General features: G+C 50.9%; 18 protein-coding genes. All 18 read left to right on the top strand.

The window, feature by feature from the left end:
- The first annotated feature begins 171 nt into the window (after positions 1-171).
- The gene (locus ABCW45_RS10745) at positions 172-3,105 is read left to right on the top strand and encodes an insulinase family protein (protein WP_343220824.1); all 2,934 of its coding nucleotides are present in this window, start codon (positions 172-174) and stop codon (positions 3,103-3,105) included.
- Between the two features lie 239 nt (positions 3,106-3,344).
- Positions 3,345-4,247 carry a GTPase Era gene (gene era, locus ABCW45_RS10740; RefSeq protein WP_015555002.1) on the top strand — a complete coding sequence of 301 codons (903 nt, stop codon included), beginning with the start codon at positions 3,345-3,347 and terminating at the stop codon, positions 4,245-4,247.
- A gap of 3 nt (positions 4,248-4,250) precedes the next feature.
- The gene (gene recO, locus ABCW45_RS10735) at positions 4,251-4,904 is read left to right on the top strand and encodes a DNA repair protein RecO (protein WP_015555001.1); all 654 of its coding nucleotides are present in this window, start codon (positions 4,251-4,253) and stop codon (positions 4,902-4,904) included.
- Positions 4,905-5,027: 123 nt separating this feature from the next.
- On the top strand, positions 5,028-5,669 hold the full coding sequence (locus tag ABCW45_RS10730; protein WP_117470601.1) for a hypothetical protein: 642 nt from the start codon (positions 5,028-5,030) through the stop codon (positions 5,667-5,669).
- Positions 5,670-5,811: 142 nt separating this feature from the next.
- Positions 5,812-7,200 (top strand): glycine--tRNA ligase, encoded by a 1,389-nt coding sequence (locus tag ABCW45_RS10725; RefSeq protein ID WP_117470602.1) that lies wholly within the window; start codon positions 5,812-5,814, stop codon positions 7,198-7,200.
- 144 nt (positions 7,201-7,344) lie between these two features.
- Positions 7,345-7,932, top strand: a complete 588-nt coding sequence (locus tag ABCW45_RS10720; protein ID WP_165860005.1) for a Maf family protein — start codon at positions 7,345-7,347, stop codon at positions 7,930-7,932.
- Positions 7,933-7,948: 16 nt separating this feature from the next.
- Positions 7,949-8,923, top strand: a complete 975-nt coding sequence (locus ABCW45_RS10715; RefSeq protein ID WP_343220823.1) for a peptidylprolyl isomerase — start codon at positions 7,949-7,951, stop codon at positions 8,921-8,923.
- Positions 8,924-9,190: 267 nt separating this feature from the next.
- Positions 9,191-9,682 (top strand): DUF5721 family protein, encoded by a 492-nt coding sequence (locus tag ABCW45_RS10710; RefSeq protein ID WP_021905303.1) that lies wholly within the window; start codon positions 9,191-9,193, stop codon positions 9,680-9,682.
- 62 nt (positions 9,683-9,744) lie between these two features.
- Positions 9,745-11,427 (top strand): M3 family oligoendopeptidase, encoded by a 1,683-nt coding sequence (locus tag ABCW45_RS10705; protein WP_343220822.1) that lies wholly within the window; start codon positions 9,745-9,747, stop codon positions 11,425-11,427.
- 337 nt (positions 11,428-11,764) lie between these two features.
- Positions 11,765-12,469 (top strand): response regulator transcription factor, encoded by a 705-nt coding sequence (locus ABCW45_RS10700; protein WP_015554994.1) that lies wholly within the window; start codon positions 11,765-11,767, stop codon positions 12,467-12,469.
- A complete protein-coding gene (locus ABCW45_RS10695; protein ID WP_117470607.1) occupies positions 12,459-13,595 on the top strand; it encodes a sensor histidine kinase in 1,137 nt (378 codons plus the stop codon). The genes ABCW45_RS10700 and ABCW45_RS10695 overlap by 11 nt, the downstream gene beginning before the upstream one ends.
- A gap of 272 nt (positions 13,596-13,867) precedes the next feature.
- Entirely contained in the window at positions 13,868-16,345 is a 2,478-nt protein-coding gene (locus ABCW45_RS10690; protein ID WP_117470608.1) for a hypothetical protein, read from the top strand.
- Positions 16,345-17,295, top strand: a complete 951-nt coding sequence (locus ABCW45_RS10685) for an ABC transporter ATP-binding protein (protein ID WP_015554992.1) — start codon at positions 16,345-16,347, stop codon at positions 17,293-17,295. Before ABCW45_RS10690 ends, ABCW45_RS10685 begins: the two co-directional genes overlap by 1 nt.
- Positions 17,285-18,223 carry an ABC transporter permease gene (locus ABCW45_RS10680; protein ID WP_117470609.1) on the top strand — a complete coding sequence of 313 codons (939 nt, stop codon included), beginning with the start codon at positions 17,285-17,287 and terminating at the stop codon, positions 18,221-18,223. The genes ABCW45_RS10685 and ABCW45_RS10680 overlap by 11 nt, the downstream gene beginning before the upstream one ends.
- A 3-nt stretch (positions 18,224-18,226) precedes the next feature.
- Entirely contained in the window at positions 18,227-19,060 is an 834-nt protein-coding gene (locus ABCW45_RS10675; protein WP_343220821.1) for a deoxyribonuclease IV, read from the top strand.
- Between the two features lie 90 nt (positions 19,061-19,150).
- Positions 19,151-20,473 carry an SPFH domain-containing protein gene (locus ABCW45_RS10670; protein WP_117470610.1) on the top strand — a complete coding sequence of 441 codons (1,323 nt, stop codon included), beginning with the start codon at positions 19,151-19,153 and terminating at the stop codon, positions 20,471-20,473.
- A 69-nt stretch (positions 20,474-20,542) separates the two neighbouring features.
- On the top strand, positions 20,543-21,640 hold the full coding sequence (locus ABCW45_RS10665; protein ID WP_343220820.1) for a TFIIB-type zinc ribbon-containing protein: 1,098 nt from the start codon (positions 20,543-20,545) through the stop codon (positions 21,638-21,640).
- Positions 21,640-22,626, top strand: coding sequence for a TPM domain-containing protein (locus ABCW45_RS10660; protein WP_343220819.1), 987 nt, complete (start codon positions 21,640-21,642; stop codon positions 22,624-22,626). The genes ABCW45_RS10665 and ABCW45_RS10660 overlap by 1 nt, the downstream gene beginning before the upstream one ends.
- Positions 22,627-22,629 lie beyond the last annotated feature (3 nt).

The following is a 22,629-nucleotide window of genomic DNA, read 5'->3' as shown; positions in this document are numbered from 1 at the left end:
AGCCATTTTTTCGCAGAAAAAATGAGCGGATTACGAATGTTTTTGAGGGTGCTATGTGCCGGTGGCACATGATCAGCACCGACCGGAGCGGAGCGCAGACGTGGAAGCACGAAGTGCGGAGCGATCCGGTTACAACTATAGCCTAAAGCACAACAGAAAGGACATTCAGATATGGAGAGCCAGATTGAATCAGTCAAAGCCCTTGACGCGTACCGGCTTCGGCAGGTAAAACATATCCCGGAACTGAATTCCGACGGTATGATCTTAGAGCATAAAAAAACAGGCGCAAATATTTTCCTCATGAGCAACGAGGACAATAATAAAGTATTCTGCATCGGTTTCCGGACGCCGCCGTCAGACAGCACCGGCGTTCCGCATATCATCGAGCATACCGTGCTCTGCGGATCTGATAAATTCCCGGTGAAGGATCCATTTGTGGAGCTCGTCAAGGGATCCTTAAACACCTTTTTAAACGCCATGACTTACCCGGATAAGACCGTTTATCCGATCGCAAGCTGTAACGACACTGATTTCCAGAACCTCATGGACGTTTACATGGACGCGGTCTTCCACCCGAATATCGGAAAAGAGAAGAAAATCTTCATGCAGGAAGGCTGGCACTACGAGCTGGAAGATCCGGAAGGCGAGCTCACCTACAACGGCGTTGTATACAACGAGATGAAGGGCGTGTTCTCCTCCCCGGAGAGTGTCCTGGACAGCTATATCCATACGGCAATGTTCCCGGATACCTGCTACGGCGTGGAGTCCGGCGGAGATCCGGAAGACATTGTAAAGCTGAACTACGAGGATTACCTCGCGTTCTATCATAAATATTATCATCCGTCCAACAGCTATATCTACCTCTACGGCGATATGGACATGACGGAGAAATTAAGATGGCTGGATGAGGAGTACCTCGGAAAGTACGACAGAAAAGAGATCGATTCTGAGATCCAGATCCAGAAGAAATTCAAGGAACCCATCGAGAGGGAGATCTTCTACTCCGTATCCGAGTCCGAGAGCCTTGACCACGCGACCTACCTTTCCATCAATACCCAGGCGGGAAATGAACTCTCCCCGAAGGAGTACGTGGCATTCCAGATCCTGGAGTATGTGCTCTTAGATGCCCCGGGCGCGCCGCTTAAGAAAGCGCTTCTGGATGCCGGGATTGGCGATGACATCATGGGCGGCTACGAGTATGGGATCTTACAGCCGTATTTCTCCGTGATCGCGAAGAACGCGGAGAGAGAGCAGAAGGACGAGTTCGTAAAGATCGTAAAGGCGGAGTTAAAGAAGCTCGCGGACGGCGGCATCGACAAAAAGTGCCTGAAAGCCGGAATCAACAACTATGAATTCCAGTACCGCGAGGCGGATTATGGCTCCACGCCGAAGGGACTCATGTACGGTCTCCAGTGCCTGGACAGCTGGCTCTACGGCGGCGATCCGATGATGCACTTAGAGTATGAGGACACCTTCGCGGCGTTGAAGAAAGGCGCGGACAGCGGATATTTTGAGGGACTGATCAGGACATACCTTCTTGACAACCCGTACGAGGCTGTTGTGATCGCGAGCCCGAAGAAGAACCTCGCCGCACGGATCGAGGAGCAGACGGCGAAAAAGTTAAAAGAATATAAGGACAGTCTCTCCAAAGAGGAGATCGAGACTCTGGTACGCCAGACGAAGGAATTAAAGGAATACCAGGATACCCCGTCACCGAAGGAAGATCTCGAGAAGATCCCGATGCTCACGAGAGAGGGGATCGGAAGGGAACCGGCGAAACTGATCTTCGAGGAGACGAAGCTGGACGGCATCACAGTGGTCCGCCACAACATGTTCACATCAGGGATCGGTTATCTGAAGGTCCTCTTCAACACGGACCGGATTCCGATGGAGGATCTGCCGTATCTCGGACTCTTAAAATCTGTCCTTGGATATGTGGATACGAAAAATTACAGCTACAGCGATTTAAGCAGCGAGATCTTTTTAAACAGCGGTGGAATTTCCTTCTCCGTGACATCTTACCCGGATCTCACAAAGGCAGGAAGCTTCACAGGTGTCTTTGTCTGCAGCGCGAGAGTGCTCTACGAGAAGCTTGACTTCGGCTTCGAGATCCTGGAGGAGATCCTTAACCGCTCTGTTCTCGATGATGAGAAGCGGTTAAACGAGATCCTAAGCGAGGGAAAATCAAAGTCCCAGATGAAACTCATGGGATCTGGCCACACGGCGGCAGTCGCGAGAGCCACATCCTACTTCTCTGACACCTCCTACTATAACGATATGACAGGCGGGATTGGATACTTTAAGTTCCTGGAGGACTGTGCGAAGAACTTTGACGAGAAGAAGAGCGAGATCATCGCAGGTCTGAAGCGTGTGATGGAAGCTCTTTTTACAAGGGAGAACATGACCGTCAGCTACACGGCGGACGACGAGGGATTCTCTTACCTCGGGAATGCTATGAAGAAGCTCTCTGAGAAGCTTCCGGCGGGCAGCGGAAAAATCTATCCGTTTACGGCACCGAAGGAGAATTTAAACGAGGGATTCACTTCCTCCTCAAAGGTCAACTATGTGGCACACTGTGGAACCTTCACGGGAAGCGGATATTCCTACACAGGCGCGCTTCGGATCCTGAAGGTGATGCTGAGCTACGATTACCTCTGGATCAACATCCGCGTGAAGGGCGGCGCTTACGGCTGTATGAGCGGCATTGGACGTTCCGGCGAGGGATATTTTGTCTCTTATCGCGATCCGGAAGTGAAGAAGAGCGATGATATCTATCTCGGCATTCCGGCTTATCTGGAGAACTTCGAGGCGGATGAGCGCACCATGACAAAATATGTCATCGGAACCATCAGCGATATCGACACACCGCTGACTCCGTCCTTACAGGGAAGCCGCGGACTCTCCGCATGGTATTCCGGAGTGACGGACGAGATGCTGAAGAAGGAGCGCGAGGAGATCTTAAACGCGACTGTGGAAGACATCCGCGCCCTTGCACCGATCACGAAGGCGATCCTTGAGACTGGCGCGGTATGCGTGGTCGGAAATGAGGATAAGATCAAGGCAGACAGCGAGATATTTAAGGAGATCAAGCCGCTGTTTGCATAATACCAAGGGAAAAAAGGCCGGAACTTCGACGCAGGCTTGCCTGCAGGAGAAGTTTTGACCTTTTGGCCCGCCAAAAGCATGAGTAAGTAGCCATTTTTCGAAGAAAAATGAGCGGATTACGAATGCTTTTGAAGGTGCTATGTGCCGGTGGCACATGTCCAGCACCGACCGGAGCGAAGCGTAGATGCGGGAGCAATTCGGTATGGGAGAGATACATATAAAAGAATTAAGGAGATTTCATGAAAAAGGGATATAAATCTGGTTTTGTGACATTGATCGGACGCCCGAACGTTGGTAAGTCCACGCTGATGAACCACCTGATCGGACAGAAGATCGCGATCACATCGGAAAAACCGCAGACCACGAGAAACAGGATCCAGACCGTGTATACAGATGAGCACGGTCAGATCATCTTCCTGGACACACCTGGTATCCACAAGGCAAAAAACAAGCTTGGTGAGTACATGGTGAATGTAGCGGAGCACACGCTGCGCGAAGTGGATGTGATCTTATGGCTCGTGGAGCCGGGAACCTACATCGGTTCCGGCGAGCAGCATATCTTAAAGGTGCTGCAGACGGTAAAGACGCCGGTGATCCTCGTCATCAACAAAATCGATACGGTGAAGAAAGAGGACATCTTAAAGACTATCGAGACCTATAAGGACGCGTATCACTTTAAAGAGGTGATCCCGGTATCCGCGATGAAGAAGACAAACACGGATACCCTGATTCACACGATCTTCCAGTATCTGCCGGAAGGACCGCAGTATTACGATGAGGACACTGTCACAGACCAGCCGATGCGCCAGATCGCCGCGGAGCTGATCCGCGAGAAGGCACTCCGCATGATGTCTGACGAGATCCCCCACGGAATCGCAGTCACCATCGAGCGCATGACAGAGCGCGATAACGGCATGTTTGATATCGACGCGACGATCATCTGCGAACGTGAGTCCCATAAGGGAATCGTCATCGGAAAAGGCGGCCAGATGTTAAAACGCATCGGTACCTCCGCCAGGATCGAGATCGAAAACCTTATGGACACGAAGGTCAACTTAAAGCTCTGGGTCAAGGTCCGCAAGGAATGGAGAGATTCCGAGCTCTACATGAAGAACTACGGTTATAATTCGAAAGACATTTAAGATATGAGAGAACAGGTGATTCTGACCGGGATGGTCATCAAATCCGCCCCGGCGGGCGAATACGACAGAAGACTTGTGATCCTGACCTGTGAACGGGGAAAGATCACGGCTTTCGCCAGAGGCGCAAGAAGACCGGGAAGCACGCTGATGGCGGCATCCGCGCCTTTTGTATTCGGCACGTTTGCCCTCTATGAGGGCCGGGATGCCTACTCTCTCGTCTCTGTGGATGTACAGAACTACTTCCGGGAGATCACGGAGGATATGGAGGCGGCGTGTTACGGCTCCTATTTTCTGGAGTTTGCGGACTACTACGGGAGAGAAAATCTGGAGGCAGTGGAGACCTTAAAGCTTCTCTATCAGTCCCTCAGGGCGCTCTTGAAAAGCGCGATCCCCAATCGCCTTGTGCGGGCAGTCTTCGAACTGAAACTCATGGAGATCAACGGTGAGTATATGGAAAAGCCTCTGGGAAGACTGGAAGATTCCACGATCTATACATGGGAGTACGTCCTTGCGTCGCCGGTGGAAAAGCTCTATACCTTTACGGTTACAGAGAAAGTTCTGGAAGAATTTACGAAGTGCGTAGCGGAAAATAAGCGGCGATTCGTAGATAAAACCTTCCATTCACTTGACATTTTGGATGTTCTTGTATATAAATAGGGTAATCCTTAAAAATAGCGGACATCTGTGCGGCTTATTCGTACAGTCGGAGATACCGGAATATCCGTGCGTAACGATGAAGGTACTGGAGCGTTACGGATTTTTAGGGATAAGGAGGAATTCATGAAAAAAGGACAGACGGCAGCAGCCATTCTCCTTCTTTCGCTTGCCTTAAATGGCTGCGGCGGAGGAAACGGAACGACCGCATTTGCCCCGACGGAGTCCAGCCTTTATGTCACAAAGGAAGGCACCGTCACAAGCGCGGATGTGGAGTCCTACGAGAATGATTACTACAGTGCTGATGAATTAAAAGCTTACGCAGAAGAAATGCTGGGCGTGTTTGAGAGTGGAAATCAGTCCGGAAGCAGCGAAAAAAAGGCTGAGATCGCGGAATGCACCGTGAAAGACGGAACCGCAAAGCTTCTCATCACATTTCCGGATGCGGAGGAATATCTTCGCTTCGCGGAGGAATATCCGGATACTGAGAGTGGGATCCGGATTGAGAGCCTGGATGTCGTTTCCGTTCCGGATGGGGTGGAAAAGGGCTATATCGTCGGATCCACGTTCTACAAGGCGGGAGACGAGAATACCGAGGTCTCCGCTGTGGATATAACAAAACAGAAAAAGCTCTATGTGGTATGTGTGAAGGGCAGCGCAAAGATCCAGACAGACGGACAGGTCCGGTATGTGTCTGAGGGTGTGACCCTTAACGGAAGTATGGCCGAGACACCGGAAGGTGAGACGTCCTATATTATATTTAAATAGTGAAAAACTGTTCAGCTGGTCTGCGCGTTTTCCTGCGCCGGCCGTAAGAAAACACTGTTTGAAGGGCTGGACAGTTACAATAGAAGAATTACTCTGCCGCGCAGACCAGCACGGACAGAAAGAGATCAAGAGGAGAGTCACAATGGAAAAGACAATGGAAAAAATTGTAGCACTTGCGAAATCCAGAGGCTTTGTATATCCGGGTTCCGAGATTTACGGAGGTCTTGCAAACACATGGGATTACGGCAATCTGGGCGTAGAGCTTAAGAATAACGTAAAGCGCGCATGGTGGAAGAAATTCGTTCAGGAGAATCCGTACAACGTAGGTGTTGACTGCGCGATCTTAATGAACTCCCAGACATGGGTAGCATCCGGACATATCGGCGGTTTCTCCGATCCGTTAATGGACTGTAAGGCATGTAAAGAGCGTTTCCGTGCCGACAAGCTCATCGAGGACTACATGGCAGAGAAAGGCGTTGAGCCGGAGACTCCGATCGACGGCTGGAGCCAGGAGCAGATGAAGAAGTATATCGATGATAACCAGATCCCGTGTCCAAGCTGCGGAAAGCATGACTTTACTGATATCCGTCAGTTCAACTTAATGTTCAAGACATTCCAGGGCGTTACCGAGGATGCAAAGAACACGGTTTACTTGAGACCGGAGACAGCACAGGGTATCTTCGTAAACTTCAAGAACGTACAGAGAACATCCAGAAAGAAAGTTCCGTTCGGTATCGGACAGATCGGTAAGTCCTTCCGTAACGAGATTACACCGGGTAACTTCACATTCCGTACCAGAGAGTTCGAGCAGATGGAGTTAGAGTTCTTCTGCAAACCGGGTACAGACCTTGACTGGTTCGCATACTGGAAACAGTACTGTATCAAGTGGCTGCAGGATCTCGGCATCAAGCCGGACGAGATGCGCGCCCGCGACCATTCTCCGGAAGAGCTTTGCTTCTACAGTAAGGCAACCACAGACCTTGAGTTCTTATTCCCGTTCGGCTGGGGAGAGCTTTGGGGAATCGCAGACAGAACCGATTATGACCTGACGCAGCATCAGAATGTATCCGGTCAGGATATGTCTTACTTTGATGATGAAGTAAATGAGAAATACATTCCGTATGTAATCGAGCCGTCTCTTGGTGCAGACCGTGTGACACTTGCATTCCTCTGCTCCGCATACGACGAAGAAGAATTAGAGGGCGGAGATGTGCGTACCGTTATGCACTTCCATCCGGCGATTGCACCGGTGAAGGTTGGTATCCTTCCGTTATCCAAGAAGTTAAACGAGGGTGCAGAGAAGGTATATGCAGAGCTTTCCAAGTACTATAACTGTGAGTTCGATGACAGAGGAAATATCGGTAAACGTTATAGAAGACAGGATGAGATCGGTACGCCATTCTGCGTAACCTATGACTTTGATTCTGAGACAGACGGAGCTGTAACCGTTCGTGACAGAGATACCATGGAGCAGGTTCGTATCCCGATCGCAGAGTTAAAGAGCTATTTTGAGGAAAAATTAAGCTTCTAATTACTGGAAAAATCAGTGATTAGGACAGGATGAGGCGGCTGGATCTTATGTCAGACCGCCTCTTTCTTCTATAAAATAGAAAAATGCGATAGTTTGAGTATAAAACTGTCCGTGCAGGAAAGACATAAAGGAAAGAAAAACAAGATGGAAAAGAAGAGAATCATCCTGGCATCCGGTTCCCCAAGACGGAAAGAACTGCTTCTGCAGATCGGAATCGTCCCGGAGATCATCGTGAGCCACGTGGAGGAGAAGATCACATCGGATGAGCCCTCGGTGGTAGTTATGAGCCTTGCGGAGCAGAAAGCCGTTGATGTTGCGGAAGATATGCCGGAAGGCGCGGTAGTCTTAGGATCTGATACGGTCGTTGCGGCAGATGGAAAGATCCTCGGAAAACCGAAGAGCCATGAAGAGGCATATGAGATGATAAAAAGACTCGCGGGACGCAGCCATCAGGTCTATACGGGCGTGTGCATCGTGAAAAAAGGAACTGCGGGAGAGGAAGATACCGTTGTTTCTTTCTACGATGAGACGGACGTGAACGTGTCCACGATGACAGAGGCGGAGATCCGTGAGTACGCGGATTCCGAGGAGCCCATGGACAAGGCGGGATCTTATGCGGTCCAGGGATTTTTTGCGAGATATATTGAGGGATTAAAGGGATCCTACGCGAATGTGATGGGACTTCCGGTGCATTTAGTGTACCAGAAATTGAAAGAACTTGGCGCTGTGTAGAAGTGGAGACAGAAATATGGGAAAATGGAACCGATGGGGACGGACGCTTGCGGCGGTCGTCCTCGCGGCAGCAGTCGTCTGCGGATGCGGCGTGAAGGAAACGCTGCTTTCTGGCAGAAAAAGTGAAAGAGAGTACGGGAAAGCCGAGACCATGGTGATCGTCACCACGGAGCGGCTCCGTTATGAAGAATTATATACAGACAAGATCTGGGATACGGTGGTGGACGAGTCTGGAACTACCTTCGAGGAGACATTGCTGTCCCAGATCCATGATTTCTTAAAGGAATTAAAGACCATGAGCCGCATGGCGGACGAGGAAAAAGTCACGCTCTCCGGAAAAGAGCGGGAACTGGCAAAACAGGCAGCGGCTCAGTACATGAAAGAACTGAAAAACGCCGGGGAGAGTTCCGAAATCGACAAAGATGTGGTAGAATCTTTATATGAAGACTACTGGAAGACCGAAAAACTGGTGGAGACGCTGACGGGCAGCGTCAACCTGGAAGTCAGCGACAGCGAGGCGAAGGTCATCACCGTGGATGAGATCGTGCTCTCCGATAAGGACAAGGCGGATGAGGCGTTAAAGAAAGTCCAGATGGAAGGAACCGACTTTATGACCGTTGCAAAGGAGGTCTCCGAGGATCAGGAGATCGAGAAGAAAATCTCCAGAGGCTTGAGACCGGAGGCTTACGAAAAGGCTGCTTACGCCCTGGCCACAGGGGAGATCAGCGATGTGATCGAGGCGGATGGAAAATATTATATCCTGCGCTGCGTCAACGACTACGATGAAGCTGCCACAAAGGTCCGGAAGGAAGAGATGGTCCGGGAGAAGAGGAATGAGGTGTTTTACGAGACCTACTCGGAGTACGCGGCGAAGGTCCATCTCGCGAAGGATGACAGCCTGTGGAAGAATCTCTCGATAACAGATGGAGAGAGGACATCGGCGGACTTTTTCGAGATATTTGAAACAATATGTAAAGGTACAGACAGTTAACAGCTTAAAAATATTCACCAGGTCCGCACAGCTGTAATGACATAAGAGTATATTTTAAGTTACTGTACACGGGTAGGAATTTTCTGAACTGAAAATTCCGTACAATACAGTGGTGGTAGTGGATTTTGCCGATTCGGAATGCGAAGCATCGGCAAAATCAGTTACTGTTTGCGCAAAGCGTGAACAGTAACTATTTTAAGCAGGACAGATATGGAACAGGTGAAAAGTTCCAGACATAATCAGGGAAATAACATGCGGAGGTAAATAATGGTTGCATTAAAGATCGAAGAGCAGAAAGCGTTTACGGCAGGGCTTTTCATCGGGGAGATCTTTGATAAATTTCTGGTGCGGGAAGCGGAGATCGTGACCTACAACCAGTTCACGATCGACGGAAAGGTCCGTCAGGGCTATTTTTCCGAAGAGGAACTGGAAGAAAACAGGATCGAAGAGTACTCTTCGTGGAAGACCTTAAAGCCGGTCTGCTACTCCTTAATCAAGGGAAAACGGCTTCCGGAGAGCTTCCGCATTGTATTTCAAATGCCTCCATCCGCCAGGGACCGGTTCGTGGCCGGGAAAGTCCCGGGAATCTATCCGGATCAGGTCGGCGGGCTTTACATCAATATCCAGTATGAGAACCACGAGATGATCTGCGTTACGGGGACGTCCATGAAGCAGTTTACCTTGGACAGGACGTTAGAGAACGAGTGGGATGAGAATGTAAAGAAGTTCTTAAAAAAGAACGGGGTAGTCTTTAGTTAGGCACCCGCCCCTGCGGGCAGCAGGGAACGGGATGAGAAACTTGGGGAAAGGGGTTACTTATCATGAAAAAATTTGCAGAGCTTCAGTATGTCCGTCCGGACATGGAAAAAATCTTCGCGCGCGTATCGGGGGATATCGCAGTGTTGAAGGAAGCAAAGAACTACGAGGAATTTCGGAATGCCTATATGGATTATGTGGAAGCCGACACGGAGCTTGAGACATCAAAGACTGTCGCCCATATTCGGAATACGATCAATCTTTTAGATGAATTCTATGAGGCGGAGATGGTATATTTCAACAGCCAGATGCCGAAATATGAAATCCTGAAAAAAGAGATGGGCGAGGTGATCGTGGCATCTCCGTTTAAGGCTGAGATGGAAAAAGAATTCGGCGCGATCCTGATCCAGAACATGGAGGCCCAGAAACAGCTTTCTGACGAATCCATTGTGGATGATCAGGTGAAAGAGGCGGAGCTTGTCAGCCGCTTTATGAAAACGCAGGCAGCTGCTACCGTGGAATTTAAGGGAGAGCAGATCGGAAACTACGGACTCTTAAAGATCATGCAGAGCACAGACCGTGCGGAGAGAAAAGAGGCGTTTGAGGCATGGGCAAAGCTCTATGAGGGAATTGCACCGACGTTAGAGGAGGTTTATGACGGTCTTGTAAAGGTCCGTGCCGGTATGGCAAAGAAGCTTGGATTTAAGAGCTTTATTCCGATGGGATATCTGCGCCGCCGTCGTTTTGACTATACGGAAAAGGAGCTGGAGGTATTCCGGAAACAGGTCCGCGAGGTCGTGGTTCCGGCAGCGGCAAAGCTGTACGAGCGTCAGAAGGAAGCTCTTGGGATCGATACACTCTATTATTATGACGAATCCATCGCTTCTCCGTCCGGAAATCCGGTTCCGATCGGAGATAAGGAATATCTTGTCGGCGAAGCCCAGAAGATGTACCGTGAGCTTTCCAAGGAGAGCGGAGAGTTCTTTGATTTCATGATGGAGTACGAGCTTTTCGATCTGGACTCCAAGCACGGAAAACGCGCCGGCGGATACTGTACGATACTTCCGCAGTATCATGCACCGTTTATTTTTTCAAACTTTAACGGAACCGACGCAGATGTCAATGTTCTGACCCATGAGGCCGGTCACGCGTTTGCAGGATTTACAGCGGCAAAATACCAGAAGACCCCGGAATTATGTCATTCCACCAGTGAGATCAATGAGATCCATTCCATGAGCATGGAACTCTGGACTTATCCGTGGATGGAGAATTTCTTTGGAGATAAGGCGGAGGAATACCGCAAAGAGCATCTGGCAGACGCTCTTATGAAGATCCCGTATATGCTCTGCGTAGACGAATATCAGCATAAGGTATTTGAAAATCCGGAAATGACCACAATGGAGCGGAGAGCAGTCTGGAGCGGTCTGGAGAAGATCTACATGCCCTGGAGAAATTATGCAGGAAATGAGTTCCTCGAGAGTGGAGCATTCTGGATCAAACAGCAGCATATCTTCCTGTATCCGTTCTACTATGTAGATTACGCGATGGCACAGATGGGCGCCTTTGAGTTCTACACAAAGATGAAGGAAGACCGGAAGGCAGCCTGGGCAGATTATTATAAGCTCTGCGCAGCGGGCGGATCCATGGGATACTTCGACCTTCTGAAATACAGCGGACTTCACAAGGTGCTGGAGGATGGTTCTGTGAAGATCATCCTGAAGGGCGTGTTTGAGGAGTTAGGGCTGTAAGAGTACTGTTGGGAGAAAACAGAATTGTTTTCTTACGGTCAGCGCAGCAAGTGCGCAGACCTACTGAACAGTTACATGAAATCTAAAATGAGGCAGTGGGACATATTCTTTTTAGAGTAGTTCTGCTGCCTCTTTTATACACAGATAATGAGCCTAAATGCGCGTATACATGAGACATGGCATTTATTGAGCAAAGTTCGCTGTTTTTCGGAAACCTTCCAGAGAACGGAAAAAATTGTAACAATTACTCATTAGTTTTCAGAAAAAAGTAAGGAAAAAAAGGTCGAAATATGATACGATAGGGGTATTAGGAATAAGTCTAAAAGGAGGAAAAATCATGGAGCAGATCAATATCCTGGTAGTGGATGATGAAAAAGAGATCGCGGACCTTGTAGAGATCTATCTGGTCAGCGATGGATATAAAGTATTTAAGGCAAATAACGCGAAAGAGGGGCTGGAGATCCTGGATCAGGAGGAGATCCATCTGGTACTCTTAGACATTATGATGCCGGGAATGGACGGTCTTGAGATGTGCAGGAAGATCCGCGAGACCAACAACATTCCGATCATCATGCTGAGCGCAAAATCCACGGATCTCGACAAGATCCTGGGTCTGGGAACCGGCGCGGACGATTATGTGGTAAAGCCGTTCAACCCGCTGGAGCTCACGGCCCGCGTGAAATCCCAGCTCCGCCGCTACACCCAGTTAAACCCTAACAGCAGCACCGGAAAAGCGGCAAAGAACGAGATCTCGATCCGTGGCCTCTCCATCAATAAAGATAACCACAAGGTCGTTGTCTACGGAGAGGAGATCAAGCTGACGCCCATCGAGTTCGATATCCTGTACCTTCTGGCATCGAATCCCGGCCGGGTGTTCAGCACCGACGAGATCTTTGAGAAGGTATGGAACGAGAAAGTATACGAGGCAAACAACACCGTCATGGTACATATCCGGAGACTCCGCGGAAAAATGAAAGAGGACACGAGACAGGATAAGATCATCACAACGGTCTGGGGGGTAGGATACAAAATTGAAAAATGATTGGAGCAGAAGCTTTTACAGGCAGATCGCGGTGAACATCTGTTACAGTGCCCTGATCGCATGTCTGGTGGACGCGTTCCTCATCATGAATATGAACTTCCTTCTGGCGTACCTGGACCAGACCAGATACGCGAATCTGTTGATCCTGCAGATCTTTAAGATGGGTACGATCACCACGATCCTCTATGTGATCGTTGGAATCGGGATCTTTGCGCTGGCGTTTCTCATGATCGAGAAGAAAAATATGAAGTATATAGGGAAGATCGCGGTGGCGATCCAGAATATCTCCGAGGGTGACTTAAACACCCAGATCGAGGTGGTGGGGGACAACGAGTTCTCCGCCATGGCATCGAACCTGAACCGGATGGAAGCGGATATCCGGAAGCTCATGGATAAGGAACGAGAGTCGGAGCGGACGAAGAATGAGCTGATCACGAACGTGGCCCACGACTTAAGGACACCGTTGACTTCCATTATCGGTTATCTGGAACTCCTGTCTTCCGGACCGGCCATCAGCCTGGATATGCAGAAAAAGTATATCGATATCGCCTATGTGAAGGCAAAGCGTCTGGAAAAACTCATTGAGGACCTGTTCGGATTCACGAAGATGAATTACGGAAAGATATCCATGAATGTTGGAAAGGTGGATATCGTAAAGCTCTTAGGGCAGCTTTTGGAGGAATTTTATCCGAGCTTCGCGGACAAGGACCTGACTTATGAGCTCAAGAGCAATGTCCCGTCCCAGATCATCACGGCGGACGGAAACCTTCTGGCGAGACTTTTTGATAATCTGATCAACAACGCCATCAAGTACGGTGCCGAGGGAAAGAAGGTCCTGATCCAGGTATTCGCGAAGGACGATATCGTCACGGTGTCTGTCACGAACTATGGCTATGTGATCCCGGCGGAGGAACTGCCGTTGATCTTCAACAAGTTCTACCGGGTAGAGCAGTCGAGGTCCTCAAAGACAGGCGGAACGGGGCTTGGTCTTGCCATCGCAAAGAATATCGTGGACATGCACGGCGGAACGATCTCCGTGGCCAGCGACCTGAACGGAACGGTGTTCACGGTGAAGCTGAAGGTGGATTTTGATGTGAATAAAGAAAATTTTGGTATGATCCAGTAAAGAGAGATAACAGCTGTTCAGCAAAAACGCATAGTTCCTGCTCTGACGGCAGAAAAACAGCTGAAAATACGTTACAGTTCAGCCATTACATCTTCTTGTTTTCATATTCATGAAAACAAGAAGCCTGGTGGTTCCACCATATGCTGATTTGGATGAAAAAGTGCTTATGCAAGCAAGCTTGCAACACACTTTCTCATTCAAATCAGCGCATGGCTGAACTGTAACGAAAATACTGAACAGGGATACCCGTTGATCAATGATAGGAAGAATGTATGAGAAATAAAAAGAAACAGCTGCTGTTTGGCTGTCTTGCGGCCCTGGTCCTGTCCGCGGGGGCATTCCCGGCCTTTGCCCAGGACCAGGACAGCTTCAGCACAAACATGGAGTCCAGCTCGCAGAATTCTGTGCCGGTGGCGGTGGACATCACGGCAGTTTACGGAAGAAATGCGAAGCCCGGAAGCTTTGTGCCCATAAAGGTCAGCATCTACGGCCAGACGGAGGCACCGTTTTCCGGCACACTTACTGTCTCTACTTTGGAGAGTGATAACGATGAAGGCACGGAGGAATACGAGTATTCGTACCAAGTAGAGGTGGGACCGGCGGAGACGAAGACGATGGAGTTCTATGTCCCCTTAGGACAGAAGAGCGGGACGATCCACCTGACATTAAAAGACGGGAAGAAGAAGACCATGGGGGAGACCTCCATGGAATTTGACGTTTCTAAGGACGAAAACCGTCTGTTTGCAGGTGTCCTGGAGAACAAGTCAGGAAGTCTCTCATGGATTGACGGGATTGGGCTGAATTATGGAATGCTCACCACACGGGTCGTTGAGATCCCAGGGGAAGACTTCCCGGAAGATTCCCGGGGATTTTCCATGTTTAATGTGCTCCTCATAAACGGATATGACTGCCGGACACTGAATGATGTCCAGAAAGAAGCCGTCCTCACATGGGTGGAAAATGGCGGAACACTGCTTATCGGAACGGGAAGAGACAGGGATAAGACCCTGGATATCCTGGGAGAGGCAGAGCCGAAGGTCAGCTTAAGGGATCCGGAGGTTCTCTTGGTCGGCATGGGAACGGAATACACGAAAAACAGTCCTGAGGACTCGGAAGTCCGCGTGACCTACACGGAACCTGTGATCTCCGGGGCCAAAGAGCGGATGGTGACGGATGGAACGCCGCTTCTTAAGACCATGAAGTACGGAAAGGGGACCATCGGTGTCTACGGGGTAAGCCTGTCGGATCTCTCCGGCTTTGCGAAAAAGAACCCGTCCTTCGCGTCGTATTTTCTCAGTGAGATCTTTAACGAGGATGAACTGAATACGATCTATTATTATTCCCAGGGCGGCGATGCTGATTACTGGAACGCCTACAATCTTGTCAGCGGGGGAAACGGGGAACGGATCCCCAATCTTGCGGTCTACGGGATCATCGTTGTGGGATATCTGGTGATCGTGGGACCCGGGCTGTATATTCTTTTAAAGAAGCGTGGGATCAACCGGTACTACGGGACTGCAGTGCTTGTTTTTTCCGCAGCCTCCTGTGTCGTGATCTGGGGAATGGGTTTTAAGACGAGATTCACCAGTGAATTCTGCACGACAGCGACGATCCTGGACGCATCCGGGGACAGCGCGGAGGAGATGACCTTCTTAAACGTCCGGACTCCGGACAGCAGCGGATTTACCGTGGATCTTCCGACGGATTACAGGGTCACACCCCTTACGAGGAGCGCCCGCTACGACATGAACCAGCTGGAAGACTACCCGAAAAAGCGCCAGGCATCCATCGGGATCCGGAAAGAGGCAGACCAGACCGTGCTTTGGAGTCGGAAGTCCAAGGCCTTCGATTCCAGATTTTTCCTTCTGGAGCGGCAGAAAGACCTGGGGGCTGGAAATGTGGAGGCGGACTTTGCTGTGTCGGACGGGACAATCACGGGGCATGTGGAGAACAAGCTCCCTGTGACGCTTGAGAACGCGGCAGTCTATCTCTATGGCCAGGTGCTGATCATTGGAAACATGGAACCGGGACAGTATCTGGAATTCAACCGGGAGCCGTTAAAGGTATGGCCGTTGGGCATGACATGGATGCTTTCGGACACCCTGACCGGAACGCCGGACCGTCAGGAAGACTCCGATGAGGAGTACATTAAAAATGTCCAGAAATCCAACCTCAGCGGATACTTTACGGATCGTTACTACTCGTCCTACAATGGCGAGGTGCGCTTCGGCGCGTTCCTCCCGGAAGGTTATGAGGGAAACGACGATCTCTTCGGAAAAAACTGGGACGGAAGGACCTTCTACACCCAGAAGATCGACTGCGCCATGGGAACAGATGGCGAGGTCTACCGCTGCGGTCAGATCCGGGAACCATCCGTGACCTCCGGTATAGGGGCAAATTATGGAAATTCCATGATCCTCTACGGGACAGACCCGGTGGTGGTGGAATATGACCCGGGAACGGACATTGTGATCGAGAAATTCTCATTTCTTCCGGTGTCCGACGACTTTTTCCAGGGCAACCAGTATTCCTATATCCGCCCATTCTCCGGGGAGACGAGTTTTTACAACGAAAAGACAGGAAGCTATGACCCGGTGGATATCCGGAAACAGGATTTCTCAAGGGAAGAGCTGGCAGATTATATCGCTGCCGACGGAAAGATCACGGTCCGCTACACAGCCGGAAGCAATGCGGAAATCGGAGTGAGCCAGACACTTCCACTCCTGATGGTGACGGGGAGGGAAAGCTGATGTTGAAGATACAGGGACTGAAAAAAAAATTCGGAAATTTTGAGGCTCTCTCCGGGCTTGATATGGAAGTGGAGGAGGGGGCGCTCTATGGCTTTGTCGGACCGAACGGAGCCGGAAAGACCACGGCGATCCGCATTATCACGGGACTCCTGAAAGCAGATGAGGGAACCGTCATGATCGGCGGAAAGGACGCGTTCCTCTACAGCGGGCAGGTGAAAAATGAGTTCGGCTATGTGCCGGATGAATTCGGACTTTACGACAACTTAAAAGTCTGGGAATACATGGACTTTTTCGCCTCCTGCTACGGACTCTCCGGCCTTGTGGCGAGAGAGCGGTGCACAAAGCTTCTGGAACAGGTAAAACTCGCGGGAAAAGAGGAATTCTTTGTGGACAGCCTGTCCAGGGGAATGAAACAGAGACTCTGCCTGGCGCGGGCCATGATCCACGATCCGAAGCTCCTTGTTTTAGACGAGCCCACGTCCGGCATGGATCCGAGAGCCAGGATCGAGTTTAAGGAGCTTTTAAAGGAACTCTGCGCTGAGGGAAAAACCATCGTGGTCAGCTCCCACATCCTCTCAGAGCTGGCCCAGATGTGTACGGATATCGGGATCATCGATGCCGGAAAGGTCGTCCTATCGGGAAACATGGGGGAGATCTTAAAGAAGGTGAATGACTCTAACCCGATCCGGATCCAGGTTGTGGAGAATGTCTGGGAAGCGGTGAAGTTTCTCCGAACGGAGCCGGAGGTCCAGACCATCACGGTGGAGGGAAACGATATCGTCGTGGGATTCCACGGCGGAAAAGACGCTGAGGCGATGCTGCTTGCAAAACTTGTGGCCCACAATATTGGAATCTGCGGATTCTGGAGAGAGCCTGGTGACCTTGAGAGCATCTTCATGCAGATCACGGATCATGATATGGAAAAGGTGGTGATGACGAGTGAAGAATAATCCGGTCTATAAGAGGGAAATGCTGGTACGTTCGAGAAGCTTCCGGATTCCGCTCATCATCATGATCTTCAACGGGATCCTGGCTGTGGTGGCACTCTTAAACATGTACCAGAGCATCGCCCAGGTGAAGGTCAGCGGCTCGGTGCGCTATGAAAATTTTCTCCAGCTCTACGCCTTTGTGGCAGCGCTGGAATTTATGCTTCTGATGTTTATCATGCCTGCTCTGACCTCCGCCAGCATCAGCGGGGAGCGGGAGCGGCACACATTGGAACTCATGTTTACCACGAAGATCCGTCCTGTGGAGATCGTTGTCGGGAAGCTCATGTCCGCATTCTCCCAGCTTATGATCTTAGTGGTATCGAGTCTGCCGATCCTGATGCTGACCTTTATCTATGGAAGTATCAGCTCAGGGGATCTCATGATCCTTCTTGTGAGCTATGTGGTGGGGGCGCTGTACTGTGGAAGCCTCGGAATCTTCGCGTCCTCCCTCATGAAGCGGTCCACATTCTCCAATGTGATCACTTACGGGATCATGTTAGTTGTTGTCGTTGGAACATACATGCTGAATGTGTTCCTCCTCAATATCTCCGAGACAGAGATCAGCACGATGGCGCTCAATTCCGGGGAGACGATCCCGAAGGCGAGCTCCGGAGCGTCGGTATACCTTCTTCTCCTGAATCCGGCAATCATGTTCGCGGAGCTTTTGGAGAATCAGGTGGCAGGTGGCGGCGGAAACTTTACGATCACACATCTCCTCGGTGACAACGGCGGAAATTTTATCACAAACCACTGGGTATTCTGCAGTCTGGTGATCCAGGCGGTGCTCTCTGTGCTTTTTACCTGGGGAGCGGTATTTTTCTTAAAGCCGGAGAGATCGAAAAAAACAGGTTCCTTTGGAAAGCCCACAGGAACAGGACGGAGGTCATAGACAATGTTTTATATCGGATGCCATCTTTCCTCGGCGAAGGGATTCCTTGCCATGGGAAAGGACGCGGAAAAGATCGGCGCGACGACGTTTCAGTTTTTTACAAGAAATCCCAGGGGCGGAAGCGCGAAGCCGTTAGACCATGAGGACATCGCAGCGTTCCTGAAACTAAAAGAGGAGCTGGGGCTGGGGACTCTGGTGGCCCATGCGCCATACACACTGAACGGCTGCTCAGCGGATGAAAAGATCCGGGATTTCGCGAAGCGGACCATGGCGGATGACTTGGAGCGCATGGAGGCGGTTCCCGGAAACCTCTACAATTTCCATCCGGGAAGCCATGTGAAGCAGGGTGTGGAGGTTGGAATCACCTATATCGCGGAGATGTTGAATGAGATCCTGAAGCCGGAGCTTCACACCACGGTGCTCCTGGAGACCATGGCGGGAAAGGGCAGCGAGGTCGGAAGAAGTTTTGAGGAACTTCGGGAAATTCTTGACAGAGTTGAACTTTCTGATAAGATGGGTGTATGTATGGATACCTGTCATGTATGGGATGCCGGATATGACATCGTGAATGATCTCGACGGAGTGCTGGCGGAATTTGACCGTGTTGTGGGGCTTGAACGCCTGAAAGCGGTCCATTTAAATGACAGCATGAATGTCCGGGGAGCCGGGAAGGACCGCCACGCCCGGATCGGGGAAGGTGAAATTGGCGCGGAGGCAATTGTGCGGGTGATCAACCATCCGGCGCTGAGGAATCTGCCGTTCTGCCTGGAGACGCCGAATGAGTTTCCGGGGTATGCAGCGGAGATCAGGTTCTTGAAAGATCATAGGATCGGATAATTTTCAGAAAAATCCGGACCGGCGGGTATAGGCGGCGAAAACCGCTGTCCAGGAATCCGACCGGTGAGTGATAAAAGGAGGAAACGGGATATGGGTATTTTAAAAGTTGGTGCCGGCGCGTTAAAGAGTGTGCTGGAAGACCAGTGGCGCGAGTATTTTTACTGCCCGTCCATGGAGGCGGACGTTCTTGTAAAGAAAGGTGAGAACCGGAAATCAAAGAGAAGCTATAACACAAAGGGCAGCGACAACCTGATCTCCAACGGCTCCATCATCGCAGTCAACGAGGGACAGTGCATGATGATCGTTGACCAGGGCGCTATCGTCGAGGTATGTGCGGAGGCCGGTGAGTTCGTTTATGATACCTCCGCAGAGCCGAGTATTTTCTACGGAAACCTTGGAAAGAGCATCGGGGACAGCTTTAAGCAGTTTGGAAAGCGTTTCACCATGGGCGGCGACACGGCGAGGGACCAGAGAGTCTACTTCTTCAACACGAAGGAGATCGTCGGAAACAAGTACGGCACAGCGAACGCAGTCCCGTTCCGTGTTGTAGACCAGAATATCGGCCTCGACGTGGACATCGCGATCCGCTGCCACGGCGAATATTCCTACAGAATGGTGGATCCGATCCTCTTCTATAAGAACATCTGTGGAAATATCGAGGAAGATTACACGAGAGATAAGATCGATTCCCAGCTCCGCAGCGAGCTTCTGACAGCTCTGCAGCCGGCCTTCGCGAAAATCTCCGGGATGGGAGTCCGCTACAGTGCGCTTCCGGGTCATACGGTGGAGCTTGCGAACGCGCTCCGCGAGATCCTCTCCGACAGCTGGGACGATGTATACGGAATTACTGTGAGCAAGATCGGTGTGAGCTCCGTGAAGGCCTCTGAGGAAGATGAGGCGATGATCAAGGAACTCCAGAGAAATGCCACATTCAGAAACCCGGGAATGGCGGCGGCGCATTTAGTCAGCGCACAGGCTGAGTCGATGCAGAGCGCGGCAAAGAATACCTCCACAGGACCGATGATGGCATTTGCGGGAATGAATATGGCAGCCCAGAACGGCGGATTCAACACCCAGGGGTTGTTTAACATGGCAGCCGGACAGGGACAGCAGGGAAATCCTGCTATGGCAGACCAGGCACAGCAGGCATCCGGCGGTCCGGCGAAGATGGCACCGTTATCCGGATGGACCTGTTCCTGCGGACAGGAAGGAAATACCGGAAACTTCTGCTCCAACTGCGGAAAGAAGAAACCGGAGGAGAGCGGATCCTGGACCTGCAGCTGCGGACAGGAGAATACAGGCAATTTCTGCTCCAACTGCGGAAAGAAACGCCCGGATGCCGTTTGGACCTGCTCCTGCGGACAGGAAAATAAAGGAAACTTCTGTGCGAACTGCGGAAAACCGAGACAGTAAAAAATGTAAGCTTCCTGGCTGCCTTTTAGGGCAGATGGGAAGCTTAAGCCAGATACAGGGGGAAAGAAAATGGCACTTGTAAGTTATAAATGCCCCAACTGCGGCGGCTCGGTGGTCTTTGATCCGAAGAAGCAGAAGTTCTGCTGTGAGTTCTGCATGTCGGAATTTACGAAAGAAGAGATGGAAGCCGCGGCGTTAAAATCTACGGAGACCAGCGGCACGCAGGAGGAAAGCAGTGCGGCAGATACAGCACAGAATAATAACGCGGGCAGCACGAATCAGAACGAGGATGCCCTGGTCTATATCTGCCCGAGCTGCGGCGCGGAGGTCGTGACGGACGCAACGACGGCGGCAACATTCTGTTACTACTGTCACAACCCGGTAGTGCTTTCAGGAAAGCTTTCCGGCGAATTCCTGCCGGACTATGTGATCCCCTTTGCCATGGACAAGAAGAAAGCAACGGGGATATTCCTTGACTGGATCAAGAAGAAAAAATATATCCCGGACGACTTCTTCTCGAAGGACCAGATCGAGAAGTTTTCTGGTGTGTACTTCCCGTACCTGATGTACAGCTGCAGGGTCGACGGAAGGATCCAGGCGGAAGGCGAGAAGAACCGGACCTGGGTGACGGGAAATATCCGCTACACGGAGCATAAAAAATACCGGATGGAGCGCGCGGGACAGCTTGATGTAAAGAATGTCACGAGAAACGCGCTTAAGAAGAATAACAGCGCTCTCGTGGAAGGCGTCCTGCCTTTTGACATGGAAAAACTCCAGCCCTTTGATATGGGATACCTCTCCGGTTTTCAGGCGGAGAAGCGGGACATGGAGAAAGAGTCCCTGACCCCGGAGGTGGAGAGCGAGGTAAAACAGTACACGGTGGAGCAGCTGAAAGCTGATGTTATGGGGCAGTATTCCGCAGTGCGGGTGGACCAGAGCGACACAAATATCCGGGACGCGAGATGGCACTACGCCCTGCTTCCGGTGTGGATCCTGACCTACCGGGATAAGGCGGGAAAAGACGAGCTCTACTACTTTGCCATGAACGGGCAGACAGGGAAGATCTGCGGAAAGCTCCCGGTGGCGAAGGGAAAACTTGTGAAACTGTTCCTGGAGATTTTTGTGCCGGTTGCGGCGATTCTGATGATCGGGGGGTGGTTCCTGTAATGAAAACAAAGCAGATAAATGGAAAAATAACGGGAAACAGCCTGGAGAGCAGAAGAAAGTCAGGCATAGTGGAAAAAGTTTCTCATGCGGCAAAGACGTTAGTGAAAACAGCCTTAGCAGCAGGTGCTCTTGGAGTTTTTTTGACGGGAACAGCCCTTGCTGCATCCGGTGAGGACGCTTATCAGATAGCAGAGGGAACGGAGAGCTACGCGGATGTCTATGACATGGCAGATCTGTTTACAGATGAGGAAGAGAAACAGCTTTCCGGGCAGGCACAGGTCCTTTCAGATACGATGAAGATGGAAGCAGTCATCGTCACCACCGAGGAGAATTCCGACTCCGCCCAGGTGTTCGCGGACGGATTTTACATGGAAGGCGGTTTCGGAACCGGTTCCGACCACTCGGGAATCCTGTTTCTCATCGATATGGATAACAGGGAACTCTACATATCTACAAACGGACAGATGATCCGTTACATGACGGACAGCCGCATCAATGATGTTCTGGACGATGTTTATAATTACGCGGCAGATGCCGATTACTACGGGGCAGCGGCGGCGTTTCTGACGGATACGGAAAAGTGCTATTCCAACGGGATTTCAAGAGATCAGTACAACTATGACACGGAGACGGGAAAGATCAGCCGTTATCACCATATCGAATGGTATGAGATCCTGATCGCCCTCGGCGTGGCGGCGGTCTGCGGGGGTACTGCGGTGGCATCGGTACTTCGAAGCTACGGTCTTCACGGGGAAGATAAGCGGATGGCCGCAAACTTTAAACTCTCTTACCGGAGAGACAGCCGGTTCACCATGGGGAATGTCCTGGCAGATGCATTGCTGACATCCTATATCACCCAGCAGGTGATCCAGACACAAAAGAATAACAGACCGGGGTCAGGCGGAGGAAGCTTTTCCGGCGGCGGAAGATCATCCACCCACAGCTATGGAGGAAGCAGCCATGGCGGCGGAGGAAGGAAGTTTTAAGTT

The organism is Pilosibacter fragilis (assembly GCF_032490495.1).
Taxonomy (GTDB): Bacteria; Bacillota; Clostridia; order Lachnospirales; family Lachnospiraceae; genus Pilosibacter; species Pilosibacter fragilis.
The sequence above is the reverse complement of the archived record's forward strand: the minus strand, read 5'-3'. Positions and strand labels throughout refer to the sequence as shown.